At 72.8% G+C, this 13433-nt stretch carries 18 protein-coding genes and 1 riboswitch; of the genes, 16 read left to right on the top strand and 2 right to left on the bottom strand.

Features of this window, described 5'->3' with window-relative positions; genetic code table 11:
- From V3C34_RS11740 to V3C34_RS11715, 6 genes are all read left to right on the top strand, one after another.
- Positions 1-384, top strand: a complete 384-nt coding sequence (locus tag V3C34_RS11740; RefSeq protein ID WP_068323623.1) for a VOC family protein — start codon at positions 1-3, stop codon at positions 382-384.
- Between the two features lie 33 nt (positions 385-417).
- Positions 418-1074: a ribulose-phosphate 3-epimerase gene (gene rpe / locus V3C34_RS11735; protein WP_068421203.1), complete on the top strand. Its 657-nt coding sequence runs from the start codon at positions 418-420 to the stop codon at positions 1072-1074.
- Positions 1075-1210: 136 nt separating this feature from the next.
- A riboswitch (FMN riboswitch) is annotated at positions 1211-1341 on the top strand.
- A 16-nt stretch (positions 1342-1357) separates the two neighbouring features.
- Positions 1358-2071, top strand: coding sequence for a nicotinamide mononucleotide transporter family protein (locus V3C34_RS11730; protein WP_346007208.1), 714 nt, complete (start codon positions 1358-1360; stop codon positions 2069-2071).
- Between the two features lie 11 nt (positions 2072-2082).
- Entirely contained in the window at positions 2083-2346 is a 264-nt protein-coding gene (locus tag V3C34_RS11725; protein ID WP_346007207.1) for a phosphoribosyl-ATP diphosphatase, read from the top strand.
- Positions 2347-2356: 10 nt separating this feature from the next.
- Positions 2357-3196 (top strand): ATP phosphoribosyltransferase, encoded by an 840-nt coding sequence (gene hisG / locus V3C34_RS11720; protein WP_082807462.1) that lies wholly within the window; start codon positions 2357-2359, stop codon positions 3194-3196.
- Complete coding sequence (locus tag V3C34_RS11715; RefSeq protein ID WP_169701842.1) at positions 3184-3618, top strand: PH domain-containing protein; 435 nt, start codon at positions 3184-3186, stop codon at positions 3616-3618. Before hisG ends, V3C34_RS11715 begins: the two co-directional genes overlap by 13 nt.
- On the opposite strand, the gene V3C34_RS11710 is transcribed toward V3C34_RS11715, so the two are convergent.
- Positions 3605-4165 carry a hypothetical protein gene (locus V3C34_RS11710; RefSeq protein WP_345913775.1) on the bottom strand — a complete coding sequence of 187 codons (561 nt, stop codon included), beginning with the start codon at positions 4163-4165 and terminating at the stop codon, positions 3605-3607. The two genes, V3C34_RS11715 and V3C34_RS11710, sit on opposite strands and share 14 nt — an antisense overlap.
- Positions 4166-4206: 41 nt before the next feature.
- Between V3C34_RS11710 and hisF the strand changes: the two genes are divergently transcribed.
- Positions 4207-4995, top strand: coding sequence for an imidazole glycerol phosphate synthase subunit HisF (gene hisF / locus V3C34_RS11705; protein ID WP_346007206.1), 789 nt, complete (start codon positions 4207-4209; stop codon positions 4993-4995).
- A gap of 95 nt (positions 4996-5090) precedes the next feature.
- Here hisF and V3C34_RS11700 read toward each other — a convergent pair whose 3' ends face one another.
- Positions 5091-5729: a TIGR03085 family metal-binding protein gene (locus V3C34_RS11700; protein WP_068323639.1), complete on the bottom strand. Its 639-nt coding sequence runs from the start codon at positions 5727-5729 to the stop codon at positions 5091-5093.
- Positions 5730-5836: 107 nt separating this feature from the next.
- On the opposite strand from V3C34_RS11700, the gene hisI reads away from it, so the two are divergent.
- The 9 genes from hisI to lgt are packed head-to-tail and all read left to right on the top strand — an operon-like array spanning position 5837 to position 13356.
- Positions 5837-6220, top strand: a complete 384-nt coding sequence (gene hisI / locus V3C34_RS11695) for a phosphoribosyl-AMP cyclohydrolase (RefSeq protein ID WP_345913777.1) — start codon at positions 5837-5839, stop codon at positions 6218-6220.
- The gene (locus V3C34_RS11690; protein ID WP_346007205.1) at positions 6217-7788 is read left to right on the top strand and encodes an anthranilate synthase component I; all 1572 of its coding nucleotides are present in this window, start codon (positions 6217-6219) and stop codon (positions 7786-7788) included. The genes hisI and V3C34_RS11690 overlap by 4 nt, the downstream gene beginning before the upstream one ends.
- The gene (locus tag V3C34_RS11685) at positions 7785-8375 is read left to right on the top strand and encodes a Trp biosynthesis-associated membrane protein (RefSeq protein ID WP_346007204.1); all 591 of its coding nucleotides are present in this window, start codon (positions 7785-7787) and stop codon (positions 8373-8375) included. Before V3C34_RS11690 ends, V3C34_RS11685 begins: the two co-directional genes overlap by 4 nt.
- A 9-nt stretch (positions 8376-8384) precedes the next feature.
- Positions 8385-9176: an indole-3-glycerol phosphate synthase TrpC gene (gene trpC, locus V3C34_RS11680; protein WP_346007203.1), complete on the top strand. Its 792-nt coding sequence runs from the start codon at positions 8385-8387 to the stop codon at positions 9174-9176.
- Positions 9173-10429, top strand: a complete 1257-nt coding sequence (gene trpB / locus V3C34_RS11675; protein WP_346007202.1) for a tryptophan synthase subunit beta — start codon at positions 9173-9175, stop codon at positions 10427-10429. The genes trpC and trpB overlap by 4 nt, the downstream gene beginning before the upstream one ends.
- Positions 10426-11223, top strand: coding sequence for a tryptophan synthase subunit alpha (gene trpA, locus V3C34_RS11670; protein WP_338538031.1), 798 nt, complete (start codon positions 10426-10428; stop codon positions 11221-11223). Before trpB ends, trpA begins: the two co-directional genes overlap by 4 nt.
- Positions 11220-11699, top strand: a complete 480-nt coding sequence (locus V3C34_RS11665) for a DoxX family protein (protein ID WP_068421227.1) — start codon at positions 11220-11222, stop codon at positions 11697-11699. Before trpA ends, V3C34_RS11665 begins: the two co-directional genes overlap by 4 nt.
- Positions 11696-12487 carry a DsbA family protein gene (locus V3C34_RS11660; protein WP_068421230.1) on the top strand — a complete coding sequence of 264 codons (792 nt, stop codon included), beginning with the start codon at positions 11696-11698 and terminating at the stop codon, positions 12485-12487. The genes V3C34_RS11665 and V3C34_RS11660 overlap by 4 nt, the downstream gene beginning before the upstream one ends.
- The gene (lgt, locus tag V3C34_RS11655) at positions 12484-13356 is read left to right on the top strand and encodes a prolipoprotein diacylglyceryl transferase (RefSeq protein WP_346007201.1); all 873 of its coding nucleotides are present in this window, start codon (positions 12484-12486) and stop codon (positions 13354-13356) included. The genes V3C34_RS11660 and lgt overlap by 4 nt, the downstream gene beginning before the upstream one ends.
- Positions 13357-13433: the final 77 nt, after the last annotated feature.

Below are 13433 nucleotides of genomic sequence, written 5' to 3'. Positions count from 1 at the left end.
GTGCGCGCCCTCGTCACCGGTCTCTTCGTCACCGACGTCCGCCGCGCCCACGAGTTCTACACCCGGGTGCTCGGCTGGCGCGACGTGCTCGTCGTGCCGGACGAGGAGCTGTGCATCCTCGGCCCCGGCAGCGGCTGGGAGCGGGGCTGCCAGCTCAACCTCGAGCCCGTCGAGGACGAGGTGACCCGGGCCTTCTCCCAGCACCGGTACCGCGAGGGCCTCGCCGCGATCATGCTCGCGGTCGACGACGCAGAGATGGAGTACCGCCGGCTCAAGGACCTCGGGGGCATCGTCTTCCGCGAGGAGCTGACCCGCGACGTCATCGGCCTGCACTTCCAGATCGAGGACGGGTGCGGCAACATCCTCTCGATCCACGAGGACTGACCCACCACCCGACCCCCACCAGCAGAGGACCCCGTGCAGATCTCTCCGAGCATCCTGTCCGCCGACTTCGCCAACCTGCAGTCCGAGCTGCAGGCGATCGCCACCGCCGACTGGGCGCACGTCGACGTCATGGACGCCCACTTCGTGCCCAACCTCACCCTCGGTCTGCCGATCGTCGAGTCGCTGCTGCGGGTGAGCCCGATTCCGATCGACTGCCACCTGATGATCGAGGACCCCGACCGGTGGGCGCCGCCGTACGCCGAGGCCGGGGCGCAGAGCGTCACCTTCCACATCGAGGCCGCCAAGGACCCGGTGACCCTCGCCCGCGACATCCGCGCCCAGGGTGCGCGGGCGAGCATGGCGATCAAGCCGGGGACCCCCTTCGCCCCGTACGAGGAGCTGCTGCCCGAGCTCGACATGGTGCTCGTCATGACCGTGGAGCCGGGATTCGGCGGGCAGTCCTTCATGGCCGACCAGATGCCCAAGGTCGCGCAGGTCCGCGAGGCCGTGAAGCGCCACGGCGGTGACATCTGGGTCCAGGTCGACGGGGGAGTCTCGGCCAGGACCATCGAGCAGTGCGCCGAGGCGGGCGCCGACGTCTTCGTCGCCGGGTCCGCGGTCTACGGTGCCGAGTCGGCCGCCGCGGCCGTCGAGGAGCTGCGCGCGCTGGCGCAGGGGCACGCCCACTGACCGACTGGTCACCCCGCCGTGCACGAAGAGTCGTCCTGGTGCATCTCGTGGCGGATATCGCCACCGACTGCGTCAGGACGACCTGTTGTGCACGCCCGAATTGCCGAGCGGGCCAACCCTTCGCACAATGTCCCTGCACGTGCCACGTGACGCGGTGAAAATCCGCACCGGCGGTGAGAGCCCGCGACCCGACCGCCTGCGCGGACGGTGAACTCCGGTCAAGAACCCCGGGGCCGACGGTGAGAGTCCGGACGAGAGCGGCACGCGCGGACAAGGACGACGCATGTCCATCATCGAATGGATTTACTCGGCCGGCGTCGACATCGCCGGCTACCGCCTCTCGCTCATGGAGGTCATCGGGATCGGCTTCGGTCTCGCCTCCGCCGTCGGGGGGATGCTGCGCAGGGTGTGGGCGTGGCCGATCGGCATCGTCGGCAACGCCATCCTCTTCCTCGTCTACATCGGGATCACCGTCGGCGTGGACGACAAGGCGCCGCTCTTCGGCCAGTCCGCCCGGCAGATCTTCTTCATCGTCACCTCGCTCTACGGCTGGTGGCGCTGGCGGCAGGTGAGGTCGGCGCGGACAGGTGGCGACGGGCACGCGATCACCCCGCGGTGGGCGAAGGGGGCCGAGCGCCTCGGTCTGCTCGTCACCGCAGTCATCGGCATCGTGATCGTCCAGCAGGTCTTCGCCGTGCTCGGTGCGGGGTGGCCGGCGCCGCGCTGGTACTTCTGGGCCGACGCGTGGATCTTCATGGGCTCGCTGCTCGCGACCTACGCCATGGCGCGCGGCTGGAACGAGTTCTGGCTCATCTGGATCGGCGTGGACCTCGTGGGGGTGCCGCTGCTGTGGCACAGCGGCTACCTGCCGACCGCCTTCCTCTACGCCGTGTACGCGATCTTCGTCGTCTACGGCTTCGTCGTCTGGCGGCGCGCCTCGCGGGTCGAGAGTCCGGACGGTGAACCCGCGGGCGAGCGGTCGCTCGTGGCGAACTAGGCTGGGCGCTCGTGAAGACCTTCGAGACCCTCTTCGACGAGCTCTCCCGCAAGGCCGCCGAGCGGCCCGAGGGATCGGGCACCGTGGCGCAGCTCGACGCCGGGACCCATGCGATCGGGAAGAAGATCGTCGAGGAGGCCGCCGAGGTGTGGATGGCCGCCGAGTACGAGAGCAAGGAGGAGCTGGCCGACGAGATCAGCCAGCTGCTCTACCACCTGCAGGTGCTGATGATCGACGGTGGCCTCACCGTCGAAGACGTCTACACCCACCTCTGAGAGGACCGCCGTGCGCATCGCCGTGCCCAACAAGGGCTCCCTGTCCGAACCCGCCGTCGAGATGCTGCGCGAGTCCGGGTACCGGGTCCGCCGCGACAGCAAGGAGCTGATCGTCGCCGACGCCGACAACGACGTCGAGTTCTTCTACCTGCGTCCGCGTGACGTGGCCCTGTACGTCGGCAAGGGCCAGGTCGACGCGGGCATCACCGGCCGGGACCTGCTCCTGGACTCCGGCTCGGCCGCGACCGAGGTCATGGGCCTGGGCTTCGGCGGGTCGACCTTCCGCTTCGCCGGCCGGCCCGGTGAGGCGAGCAGCGCCGCCGACCTCGACGGTCGCCGGGTCGCGACCTCGTACGCCGGTCTCGTGCGCGACCACCTCGCGGCGAAGGGGGTCACCGCCGACGTCGTCCGCCTGGACGGCGCCGTGGAGACCGCCATCACCCTCGGCGTCGCCGACGCCATCGCCGACGTCGTCGAGACCGGGACCACCCTGCGCCAGCAGGGGCTGGAGGTCTTCGGCGAGCCCATCCTGCGCAGCGAGGCCGTGCTCATCCGCCGTGCCGACGCGAGCGAGGGAGGCATCGACGTGCTGCACCGGCGGCTCACCGGTGTCGTCACCGCCCGCGAGTACGTGCTGCTCGACTACGACTGCCCGGCCGAGCTCGTCGAGCAGGCCGTGCAGCTGACGCCCGGCCTCGAGTCGCCGACCGTGAGCACCCTGCACGACGAGCGCTGGTGCGCCGTGCGCTCGATGGTCCCGCGCGGCCGGACCAACCGGATCATGGACGAGCTGTACGACCTCGGTGCGCGCGCCATCCTCGTCACCGAGATCACGGCGTGCCGGCTGTGACCGTCCCCGACCGCGCGAGCGCCGCCCCCTTCCGTCCCGTGCGAGGGCGGTGGGTCTCGGCGGTCATCGCTGTCGTCATCCTCCTCGGGTCGGTCGTGCTGGCGGCGACCCTCCCCGAGCGCTTCGGGGTCATGGACCGGCTCACCTGCGCGGGCATCGGGGTCGCCGTCGCGGCCTTCCTCTCCCGCTTCGCGACGCTGCACGCCCGGCCGCGGGCCGAGGGTCTCCTCATCCGCAACCTCGGGCCCGGCGAGGTCGTGCCGTGGGAGGACATGCTCGCGATCCGCTTCTCCCAGGGGATGCCCTGGCCGCGCATCGACCTGGCGGACGGCACCGACGTCGCCGTCATGGCGATCCAGCGCTCGGACGGCGAGCGCTCGGTCGAGGAGGCCCAGCGCCTCGCCGACCTCATCGGGCGCTAGCGTCCAGCTGCGCCATCGTCAGGACCACGTGCGCCCGCTCGCGGGTGCGGTCCGCGGTGAAGACGGCCTCCTCCTGCCGCGCCCACATCTCCCAGTGGGAGGCGAAGACCGCGCCGTCGCGCGCGATGGCCCGCTCCCGCCGCAGCCCGGCCGGCCCCTCGAGCCACGCGCGCGTCCCGACGAAGGGCGCCGCCGGGCCCACCGTCGCCCCGCACCCCTCGACGACCAGGCGGTCGGAGACGGGCAGCGGCAGCCGCGGACCCGGGCGCTCGGCGAGCCAGTCCCACGTCGGCACGAGCGGCTCGTCACCGCGCGAGAGCGGGAGCAGGACGTGCTCGACGAGCAGCGGGGTCGCTGCGGCCAGCCCGGACCAGCCGGGGTAGAGGGAGTCCATCGACAGCACGGGTGCCTCCCACCGGCGGGCCAGCCGCCGGGCCAGCGAGGTCTTGCCCGACCCGCTCCGCCCGTCGATGCCGATGACGTGCACCGGACCGCACGAGGGCGGCGCGCCGGCGGCGTGGGCGAGGAGCTGCTCGAGGGGCGACATCGGGGCGAAGCGTAGCCGGGGCGCTCGGTAGGCTGCCCCGCGTGTCCCTCGCCGTGCGTGTCATCCCCTGCCTCGACGTCGACGCCGGACGGGTCGTCAAGGGCGTCAACTTCGAGAACCTGCGCGACGCCGGCGACCCGGTCGAGCTCGCCCGGCGCTACGGCCAGCAGGGAGCCGACGAGCTGACCTTCCTCGACGTCACCGCCAGCAGCTCGGACCGGGCGACGACCTACGACGTCGTGACCCGCACGGCCGAAGAGGTCTTCATCCCGCTCACCGTCGGCGGGGGAGTGCGCACGGTCGAGGACGTCGACCGGCTGCTGCGCTGCGGCGCCGACAAGGTCGGGGTCAACACCGCGGCGATCGCGCGGCCGGAGCTGATCAGCGAGGTCGCCGACCGCTTCGGCGCGCAGGTGCTCGTCCTGTCGGCCGACGTGCGCCGTCGGACCGCCGAGGACGGTTCTCCCGCAGGCGGGTTCGAGGTGACGACCCACGGTGGTCGCACCCGCACCGGGATCGACGCCGTCGAGTGGTGCGCGCGGGCCGCGCAGCTCGGCGCGGGGGAGATCCTGCTCAACTCGATGGACGCCGACGGGACCAAGGCCGGCTTCGACCTGGAGCTCATCCGCGCCGTCCGCGCCGAGGTGAGCATCCCCGTCATCGCCAGCGGTGGTGCCGGGGCCGCGGCGCACTTCCCCCCGGCCGTCGAGGCCGGCGCCGACGCCGTGCTGGCCGCCAGCATCTTCCACTTCGGCGAGGTGACGATCGGTGAGGTCAAGGACGCCCTCGCCTCCGCCGGGCTGCCGGTCCGTCGCGGTCGCGCGGACTGAGGCTCCCCCCTTCGCCCGTACCTGAACCCGCATTGCCCTAGGGGAATGCGGGCCCGGGTCTGCATTGCCCTAGGGGAATGCAGACGAACGGTCGCTCAGATGCCGTAGGAGGCCGTGCGGACGGTCTCGACCGCCTCCGGCGGGCCGGTGAGCTCGACCTCGGCGACGCCCTTGCGGCCGAAGCCGAAGAGGATGATCTCGCCCGGACGCCCGTGGATCTCGACGACCGGGCCATCACCGGAGCCGATGCGGTCGCGGCGGCGGGCGGTGACGAGCTCGACGTCCACCCCCTTCGTCCGGCCGAAGAGCAGCCGACCCATGGTGGCGAGCCGGTCCCCGAGCGCCGAGACGAGCTCGGGCGAGAGGGTGCGGCGGGGGGCGCCGAGGCGGGCGCGCAGCAGGTCCTCGTGGTGGACGAACATCTCGACGAGGTTGACCTTCTCGTCCACCGCGCCGACGCTCGTCGGGTGCCAGCGGGGCGGGCCGGACCGCAGGCGGGCGACGAGGTCCTCGAAGGAGTGGCGCTCGAGCAACCGGGCCATGGCCTTCTCGGTGCGACCGGCGAGCGGCGCGGCGAGGATGCCGGCGGCCTGGTCGGGGCGGCCCTCGCGGACCACGAGGTGCGCGAGCAGCTCCGCGCTCGTCCAGTCGCCGCAGAGCGTCGGCGCGTCGGGGCCGAGGTCGAGGAGGGTGTCGCACAGTGCTTCGCGCTCGGCGCGGGCGTGGCGGGTCATGGGGCCTCCGGAGGGTCTGGGACACGTGGTCGTGCTGACGTCGCAGGGTAACCCCGCCCCGACCACGATGCGATGCGACGCGGGGGCGATCGGGCCCGGCGTGCACAATGGCAAGGGTGTCCACGCCTTCGTCCTCGCCCCTGCCCGAGCAGCTCGCGGCACGCCTGCGCCGCGACCCGGCCGGCCTCGTCGCCGCCATCGTCCAGCAGCACGACACCGGCGAGGTGCTCATGCTCGGCTGGATGGACGACGAGGCCCTGCACCGCACCCTCACGAGCGGCCGCGTGACCTTCTGGTCGCGCAGCCGTCAGGAGTACTGGCGCAAGGGCGACACCTCGGGCCACGTGCAGCACGTGCGCTCTGTGGCCCTCGACTGCGACGGCGACGCGCTGCTCGTGCAGGTCGACCAGGTCGGCGCCGCCTGCCACACCGGTGACCGCACCTGCTTCGACGCCGACGACCTCGGGGCGGTCGTGGGGGCGGACGGATGAGCGCGCCGCGCACCCAGCTGCCCGCCCTCGACCACGGGCAGACCTGGCCGGACCTCGACACCTTCACCGACCTGGCCCGCGACCGGCGCGTCGTGCCCGTCGTCCGGCGGCTCGTCGCCGACGGCGAGACCCCGGTCGGGGTCTACCGCAAGCTCGCCGGGGACGCGCCCGGCACCTTCCTGCTCGAGTCCGCCGAGCACGGCGGGGTCTGGTCGCGCTGGTCGATGATCGGCGCGCAGAGCCGAGCCACCCTCACCGAGCGCGACGGCCAGGCGCACTGGATCGGTGAGCCGCCGGCCGGTGTGCCCACCGAGGGCGACCCGACCGTGGCTCTCCGGGCGACGCTCGAGGCGCTGCGGACCGACCCGATCGAGGGCCTGCCGCCGCTCACCGGCGGCATGGTCGGGGCGATCTCCTACGACGCCGTGCGCCGCTGGGAGCGCGTGCCGAGCGAGCTGCCGGACGTCCTCGGCGTCCCCGAGCTCGGCATGGTCCTCGCGACCGACGTCGCGGTGCTCGACCACAGCGACGGCTCGTTGCTGCTCGTCGCCAACGCGATCAACTACGACGACACCGACGAGCGCGTCGAGTGGGCCCACCAGGACGCGGTCGCGCGCCTCGACGCGATGACCGAGCGCCTCGCCGCGCCCGCCGCGTCGACCGTGGCCTCGGTCGACCCCGAGGTGGTGGTGAGCGCGCGGGCGGAGGTCGAGAGCGACATCAGCGTCGAGGGCTTCGAGGAGATCGTCGACCGCGCCAAGGAGGACATCCGCGACGGCGAGGTCTTCCAGGTCGTCCTGTCGCAGCGCTTCTCGATGCCGTGCCCGGTCGACGCGCTCGAGGTCTACCGGGCCCTGCGACGCAGCAACCCGAGCCCGTACATGTACTTCGTGCGCCTGCCGCACCCCGACGGCTCGGTCTACGAGGTCGTCGGTTCCTCGCCCGAGGCCCTCGTCAAGGTCACCGGGCGCCGGGCGATCACCCACCCGATCGCGGGCACCCGCCCCCGCGGCACGTCCCCAGAGCAGGACCTCCAGCACGAGGAGGACCTCATCGGCGACCCCAAGGAGCGCGCCGAGCACCTCATGCTCGTCGACCTGGGGCGCAACGACCTGCAGCGCGTGTGCACGGCCGGCAGCGTCGACTGCGTCGAGTTCATGAACCTGCGTCGCTACAGCCACGTCATCCACTTGGAGTCGACCGTCGTCGGCGAGATGGCGAAGGGGGTCGGGGCCTTCGACGTCCTCGTCTCCACCTTCCCCGCGGGGACGCTCTCGGGCGCTCCCAAACCCCGGGCCCTCGAGCTCATCGAGCGCTACGAGCGCAGCAGACGAGGGATCTACGGCGGGGTGGTCGGCTACCTCGACTTCCACGGGGACATGGACGTCGCCATCGCCATCCGGACCGCGCTCGTCAAGGACGGGGTCGCGCACGTGCAGGCGGGGGCGGGCATCGTCGCCGACTCGGTGCCGAGCCTCGAGCAGGAGGAGACGGTGCACAAGGCGAGTGCCGCGCTCGCGGCCGTCGCGGCGGCCCGGGCGACTCGCCCCATCGGCGGTGGCCGATGAGGCTGCTCGCCCGCAAGCCGGTTGTCGTGCTGCTGGCGTTCGCCGCCGGGATCGTGCTCCTCGCCGCGGGGCGTGCCGACTGGGTCACCGGGACCGTCGACGGGGTCGCCGGACCGGTGCGCGCAGCCGCGGTCGGCACCGAGGCGGCGCCCGGCCTCGCCGGCCTGGCCCTCGTCGCGATGGCCGCCTCCGTCGCCGCCACCACCTCCGGTCGGGTCGCGCGCTGGATCAGCCTGGCCGTGCTCGGCGCCGTCGGGGCGGGCGTCATCGCCCTCGCCCTGCGTGCCGTGCTCGACGCCCCCGACGTCCTCGGCAGCGTCGCGGCGACCCACTCCGGCGCGACCGGGACCCTCGAGGCGACCGGGTCGGCGACGGCCTGGCCGTGGATCGCGGTCGTGGCCGCGGGGCTGCTGCTGCTCGCCTGCGTCGGCGGCATCCTCGGCGGCCGCCGCTGGGGAGGTCTGGGTCGCAGGTACGAGCGGCCCGTCGGCGACGGGGACGGGGGCCAGGTGGGCGGCGCCCGGGGGGAGCGGGTCGACTCCGACTGGGACCGGGTCACCCTCGGCGACGACCCGAGCGTCGACTAGCCTGTGGCCATGCCCAGCGTCCTCGACCAGATCATCGATGGTGTCCGTGAGGACCTCGCCGGGCGCGAGGCCCGGACCCCGCTCGAGCGCCTGCGGCGCGAGTGCGAAGGGCTGCCCGCGCCCCGCGACGCCGAGGCGCTGCTGAGGCGCCCCGGCCTGTCCGTCGTCGCAGAGGTCAAGCGCTCCAGCCCGAGCAAGGGGGCGCTCTCCGACATCCCCGACCCGGCAGCCCTCGCCTCCGCGTACGCCGCGGGCGGAGCCACCGCCATCTCGGTGCTCACCGAGCAGCGCCGGTTCGGCGGCAGCCTCGCCGACCTCGAGGCCGTCCGCGCGGCGGTCGACGTGCCGGTCCTGCGGAAGGACTTCATCGTCACCGAGTACCAGGTCTGGGAGGCGCGGGCCCACGGGGCGGACATCGTCCTGCTCATCGTCGCCGCCCTCGACGACCGCCGGCTGTCCGACCTCATGGCCCTCGCCGGGTCGCTCGGCCTGACCTGCCTCGTCGAGGTTCACGACGAGGCCGAGGCCACCCGCGCGGTCGACGCCGGTGCGAGCGTCATCGGCGTCAACAACCGCAACCTCAAGACACTCGACGTCGACATCGAGACCTTCGCCCGGATCGCCCCACTCATCCCGGCGTCGTGCGTGCGCGTCGCGGAGTCCGGTGTCCGCGGGCCCGAGGAGGCCGCGGTCTTCGCGCGGGCCGGTGCCGATGCCATCCTCGTCGGCGAGGCCCTCGTCGTCGGCGGCGACCCCGAGGCCGGGGTGCGCTCGATGATCGCGGCAGGAAAGCAGGCATGAGCGAGTCCCGAGAGACCGAGCAGCAGACCGAGCAGGCCGACGTCCCCGCCGAGGTGCACGTCCCGGGGCGCTTCGGCGCCTTCGGCGGCCGCTACGTCCCCGAGGCGCTCGTCCCCGCGCTCGAGGAGCTCGACGAGGCCCGCCAGAAGGCGCTCGTCGACCCCGAGTTCGTCGACGAGCTCGCCCGGCTGCACCGCACGTACACCGGCCGGCCGAGCATCATCACCGAGGTGCCCCGCTTCGCGGCGCACGCCGGCGGCGCGCGGATCATCCTCAAGCGCGAGGACCTCAACCACACGGGCAGCCACAAGATCAACAACGTGCTCGCGCAGGCCCTGCTCACCAAGCGCATGGGCAAGCGCCGCGTCATCGCCGAGACGGGCGCCGGACAGCACGGGGTCGCCACGGCCACCGCCGCGGCCCTCATGGGCCTGGAGTGCCGGGTCTACATGGGCAAGGTCGACACCGAGCGGCAGGCGCTCAACGTCGCCCGCATGCGGATCCTCGGGGCCGAGGTCGTCGCCGTCGAGCACGGCAGCGCCACCCTCAAGGACGCGATCAACGAGGCGATGCGCGACTGGGTGACCAATGTCGAGCACACCCACTACGTCCTCGGGACGGTCACCGGACCCCACCCCTTCCCGGAGATGGTCCGTGACTTCCACAAGATCATCGGCGAGGAGGCCCGCACCCAGGTCCTCGAGCTGACCGGTCGCCTCCCCGACGCGGTCATCGCGTGCGTCGGCGGCGGGTCCAACGCCATGGGCATCTTCCACCGCTTCATCGGCGACGAGGGCGTGCGCCTCATCGGCGTGGAGGCCGGTGGTGCGGGCGTCGAGACCGGTCGGCACGCCGCGCGCTTCGCGACCGCGGAGCCCGGGGTCCTGCACGGCGCAATGAGCTACCTCATGCAGGACGACGAGGGCCAGACCCTCGAGACGCACTCGATCTCCGCCGGCCTGGACTACCCGAGCGTCGGCCCGGAGCACTCCTACCTGCGCGACAGCGGGCGGGCCGAGTACCGCTACGCCACCGACGAGCAGGTCATGGACGCCTTCCGGCTGCTGTCCCGCACCGAGGGCATCATCCCGGCGCTCGAGTCGGCGCACGCCCTCGCCGCGGCGCTCGATGTCGGCACGGAGCTCGGCCCCGAGGCACTGCTCCTGGTGAACCTCTCCGGTCGCGGTGACAAGGACATGCACACCGCGGCCGAGTACTTCGGCTACGTCGACGGGTCCGAGGGCGGGGCATGAGCGCGCTGAGCAAGGTCTTCGAGCACTGCCGTGCCGAGGACCGGGCCGCCCTCATCGGGTACCTGCCGGTCGGCTACCCCGACGTCGAGGGCTCGCTGGCCGCGATCACCGCGCTCGCCGAGTCCGGCGCCGACATCATCGAGGTCGGCATGCCCTACAGCGACCCCGTCATGGACGGTCCGGTCATCCAGCGCGCGGCGACCGAGGCACTGGCGAAGGGGGTCCACGTCGACGACGTCTTCCGGGCGACGGCCGCCGCCCGCGCGGCGGGCGCCGTCCCGGTCGTCATGTCCTACTGGAACCTCGTGCTCCGTCGGGGCGTCGACCGCTACGCCGCGGACCTGGCCGCCTCGGGCGGAGCCGGCATGATCACGCCGGACCTCATCCCCGAGGAGGCGGGGGAGTGGCACGAGGCCAGCGAGCGGCACGGACTCGACCGCATCTTCCTCGTCGCCCCGAGCTCCACCCCCGAGCGCATCGCGACCGTCACCGCCGCGAGCAGCGGCTTCGTCTACACCGCGTCGACGATGGGTGTCACAGGCACCCGGGGCAGCGTCGGCAGCAGCGCGCCCGAGCTCGTCGCCCGGCTGCGCGGGGCGACCGACCTGCCGCTGTGCGTCGGGCTCGGCGTGAGCAACGGTGCGCAGGCGGCCGAGGTGGCCTCCTTCGCCGACGGCGTCATCGTCGGCTCCGCGCTCGTGGCCACCCTCATGGACCGCGGCCGCGACGAGGGGCTGGCCGCGCTCCGCGCGCTCACCACCGAGCTCGCCGAGGGCGTGCGGGGTCGGGTGTGACCACCCGCTGGCGCGACCACGTCGGCCTCCTCGCCCGCGTGGCCCTCGGCGGTGTCCTCGTGTGGGCCGGTGCGCTCAAGCTCGGCAACCCGCTCGGCTCGGCCCGGGCGGTGCAGGCCTACGACGTCCTCCCCTTCGAGGTCGCGAAGTACCTCGGCTACGGCCTCCCGTGGCTCGAGGTCGCGGTCGGCGCGCTGCTCGTCATCGGCCTCCTCACCCGCGCCAACGCGCTCGTGGGAACCCTGCTCATGGCGGCGTTCGTCGTCGGCATCGCGCAGGCCTGGGCCCGCGGGCTGACCATCGACTGCGGCTGCTTCGGCGGCGGTGGCCAGGTGGCCGCCTCCGAGACCAGGTACGGCAGCGAGATCGCCCGGGACCTCGCGCTGGCCCTGTGCGGGCTGTGGCTCGTCGTCCGTCCGGCGTCGACGTGGAGTCTCGACCGGGTCCTCTTCGGGACCACGAAGGAGTTGCAGTGAGCACCACCGACCGCAAGGCCAAGGCGCAGGCCGCCACCGGGGGAGCGAAGGGGGGCGCCAACGTCCTCGTCGTCGCCGGCGTGGTGGTCGTCCTCGTCATCGCCCTCGTCGTCGGCGGGGCCATCTGGGCCTCGACGCGCGGCGGCGACACGGCGGCGAGCAAGCAGCCCGTCGGTGTCGAGCAGGGGCAGCCGATCGAACCCTTCAAGGACGCGAAACCCGCGGCCGACGCGCCGGTCGTCGACGTCTACGAGGACTTCCGGTGCCCGATCTGCCAGGTCTTCGAGCAGGCGATGGGCGACACGATCAACGACCTGGCCAAGGACGGCAGGATCAGGCTGCGCGTGCACCTCAAGACCGTCATCGACACCAACACCGGCGGTGACTCCTCGGCCGTCGCCGGGTCGAGCGCCGTCTGCGCCGCCGACCAGGGCAGGTGGGAGGAGTACCACAAGGCGCTCTTCGCCCTGCAGCCCGCGACGGAGACGCAGCAGGGATTCGCCGAGGGCGACTACACCCGCGCGGCGAAGGAGGCCGGTCTCTCCGGCGACGCCCTCGACGCCTGGCAGAAGTGCACGGACGAGGGCACCTACGTCGACTACGTCAGGAGCGTCGACGACGCGACCGTCAAGGACGGCATCACCGGGACGCCGGTCATCGCGGTCGGCGGGACCCAGCTCAGCTGGGGGGCCCTGATGGACCAGCAGACGGGCCGGGCGGACACCACGCGCCTGACCGAGGTCCTCACGAGCGGCGAGGTGCCGCAGGACCTGGTGCAGCAGCGGTGATCCCGGCCACGCTCCCTTCGCCCACCGTCGGGGTCCTCGCGCTCGGACCGCTGACGATCCACGCGTACGCGCTGTGCATCCTCGCCGGCATCGGCGTGGCCATCTGGATGGGCGACCGTCGCATGCGCGATCGCGGCGGCGAGGAGGGCCTCGTCCTCGACGTCGCGATGTGGGCAGTGCCCTTCGGCATCGTCGGTGGCCGGCTCTACCACGTCATCACCACCCCGCAGCCCTACTTCGGCGAGGGCGGGAGCCCCGTCGACGCGCTGAAGATCTGGCAGGGGGGCCTGGGCATCTGGGGCGCCGTCGCCCTCGGCGCCCTCGGGGCATGGATCGGCACCCGGCGGGAGGGGGTCTCCTTCCTCTCCTTCGCCGACGCCGTCGCACCCGGCGTGCTCGTCGCCCAGGCGATCGGGCGCTGGGGCAACTGGTTCAACAACGAGATCTACGGCGAGCCGACCGACCTGCCCTGGGCCGTCCGCATCCACGACTGGGATGCCGGCGCCGGGCAGGCGGTCGTGGACTCCGCGGGTGACCCGGTCGTCCTGGGCACGTACCACCCGACCTTCCTCTACGAGTCGCTCTTCCTGCTCGTGCTCGCGATCGCCATCCTCGCGCTCGACCGACGGCGCCGGCTCGCGCCGGGCCAGGTGATGGGCCTGTACGTCGCCGGCTACCCGCTCGGCCGCGTCGTCATCGAGACGATGCGCACCGACGCCGCCAACACCATCCTCGGCCTGCGGGTCAACATCTGGACGAGCCTGGTCGTCTTCGTGCTCGGTGTGGTCATCTACACCGTCTGCGGGCGTCGACGCGCCGCGGGCGAAAGAGACGAATATCTCACATCCCGAGATGCGGTCTCTCACTAGGTAAGACAGGCGCTGCTACACTCCGTCTTGCCGTGGCCGACGCCGTCCACGCCCTCTGACCCCGTACCTGTCGTGTC

It is taken from the genome of Janibacter terrae (genome assembly GCF_039636765.1).
GTDB lineage: Bacteria > Actinomycetota > Actinomycetes > Actinomycetales > Dermatophilaceae > Janibacter > Janibacter terrae.
The sequence above is the reverse complement of the archived record's forward strand: the minus strand, read 5'-3'. Positions and strand labels throughout refer to the sequence as shown.

Bases quoted from the DNA above. Each gene is read 5' to 3' on its own strand.
- hisI (WP_345913777.1), top strand. From the start codon at position 5,837: ATGGCAAGGGTGTCCACGCCTTCGTCCTCGCCCCTGCCCGAGCAGCTC.
- V3C34_RS11690 (WP_346007205.1), top strand. From the start codon at position 6,217: ATGAGCGCGCCGCGCACCCAGCTGCCCGCCCTCGACCACGGGCAGACC.
- V3C34_RS11700 (WP_068323639.1), bottom strand. From the start codon at position 5,729: ATGACCCGCCACGCCCGCGCCGAGCGCGAAGCACTGTGCGACACCCTC.
- trpB (WP_346007202.1), top strand. From the start codon at position 9,173: ATGAGCGAGTCCCGAGAGACCGAGCAGCAGACCGAGCAGGCCGACGTC.
- trpA (WP_338538031.1), top strand. From the start codon at position 10,426: ATGAGCGCGCTGAGCAAGGTCTTCGAGCACTGCCGTGCCGAGGACCGG.
- V3C34_RS11710 (WP_345913775.1), bottom strand. From the start codon at position 4,165: ATGTCGCCCCTCGAGCAGCTCCTCGCCCACGCCGCCGGCGCGCCGCCC.
- trpC (WP_346007203.1), top strand. From the start codon at position 8,385: ATGCCCAGCGTCCTCGACCAGATCATCGATGGTGTCCGTGAGGACCTC.
- V3C34_RS11730 (WP_346007208.1), top strand. From the start codon at position 1,358: ATGTCCATCATCGAATGGATTTACTCGGCCGGCGTCGACATCGCCGGC.
- V3C34_RS11685 (WP_346007204.1), top strand. From the start codon at position 7,785: ATGAGGCTGCTCGCCCGCAAGCCGGTTGTCGTGCTGCTGGCGTTCGCC.